At 41.7% G+C, this 1462-nt stretch carries 2 protein-coding genes; both read right to left on the bottom strand.

Going from position 1 to position 1462, the window contains the following annotated elements; all coding sequences use genetic code 11:
* Nucleotides 1-670: transposase (locus GGR07_RS13740; RefSeq protein ID WP_260168203.1), on the bottom strand; the 670-nt coding region annotated here is incomplete at its 3' end.
* Between the two features lie 250 nt (nt 671-920).
* Nucleotides 921-1100 (bottom strand): ISAon1 family transposase N-terminal region protein, encoded by a 180-nt coding sequence (locus GGR07_RS14235; protein ID WP_420187803.1) that lies wholly within the window; start codon nt 1098-1100, stop codon nt 921-923.
* Nucleotides 1101-1462: the final 362 nt, after the last annotated feature.

Genomic DNA, 1462 nt, shown 5'->3' with positions numbered 1-1462 from the left:
AACTTCTTCTCGTGTCATCATAAGTTTTATTTTTGGGCACAAAGATACTGGTCGAAGAGATTGCAGAAAATACGTGGTTTACCGGAGGCTTACAATAGTTCTGCGTGGTATTTGTTACAGTTCTGAGACATCCATATCCAAACTTTTCTATTTTATTGTACCATAAGGCAAGTTTTCCACGTGCCACATCCTTTTCATAGTGCTTATTATACATATTGGTCAACTCTATGGCTAAGTCGTAAACTGATTTCAATTCCGGATAATGTTCGAATATGATTTCCGCACGTATTCTTTGGGATTCGGTCCATTTGCTAAAATGCTTGATAAGTAGATGTTTAGCCCTTGCCAGCAGCTGCTTACGGGTATCGCCATTGGTATATCGAAACGGAACATACTCTATACCCTGCTCTCTGCCCCGCTGAATTTCATCGTTTTCTAAATCCCGTGCCATCCAGCGATAAGTAATCCTGAGTTCATCAATTGCTTCATAAAAGAGCTTCTGTACATCAAACCGGTCATTTGTCATAGTGGCGTTGGGAAAAGATGTTCGGACAATCCGCATCATGGTCGGCGAAAGATCCAAAGTAACCTCTTTGACCGTCTTGCGCTTGGAGACATGAATCATTTCAAGCACCTTTATGACGTCTTCAGACTTTGTGCCACGTATCATGGGCACAAGGGTGTCTCTGCCACCACGCCCCGCACGGTTAGTGACAACAGTATATTAATTCTCCGCAGCTCAAAGAAGTCTCGTCAATCCAAAGACTAGGACCTATGTTCTGTTTGAACAGGACATATTCTGTGGCATGATCTAACTGATCCCACTGTATGCGCTGATAAACTCCTTGTACTGTGAAGTTAACTGTTTACCGTTTACACCATAAGCGTCTGCTATGAAGCTTATACTAGCCGCCGTAGTTTCAATCTTCTTCTTTTAAAAAAGCAACGAACTCAGGAGTGATTTTCGTCCCTTCGGTCGTAAGATCATCATAGGTATGGGAAAACGTTTCCCCGCTAGCTTTGTCATACCAGCGACGACGTCTTACGTGGAGATAAACTGGCTTGTCACGAAGAGGAAAAGTCCGGCGCAACTTTCTCATCCGTAAAACCATGTGAAATCACAGTTCCACTCTTGTAATCTGAACGTTCCAGGTAGTTTTTTCATCAAGCCAAATTTCGATTTTGACAGAGTCGTCATACCAACCGGAGATCTCGAAATACTCTAATTAAAACTTCGGGGAAGATGACTCGTAGTAACTTATGTAGGTTGCGATTAGAATTCAGTGGATTGTTTTAAAAAAATCTAACCGCAAAGATAGCTTACTTTCGCGTATTAACATAACATACCCACAGATTTTCGGATGATCCATTATACTCTCTCCAAAGGTACCGTAAAGCTCAACATTGAGACCATACTTCCTGAATATGTATATATTGGAACATATAACAGTACGGCAAGGCA

It is taken from the genome of Bacteroides pyogenes (assembly GCF_014196225.1).
Classification (GTDB): domain Bacteria; phylum Bacteroidota; class Bacteroidia; order Bacteroidales; family Bacteroidaceae; genus Bacteroides; species Bacteroides pyogenes_A.
The sequence above is the reverse complement of the archived record's forward strand: the minus strand, read 5'-3'. Positions and strand labels throughout refer to the sequence as shown.

Excerpts from the sequence above, each read along its gene's own strand:
- GGR07_RS14235 (WP_420187803.1), bottom strand. The coding sequence starts at position 1,100 with ATGAGAAAGTTGCGCCGGACTTTTCCTCTTCGTGACAAGCCAGTTTAT.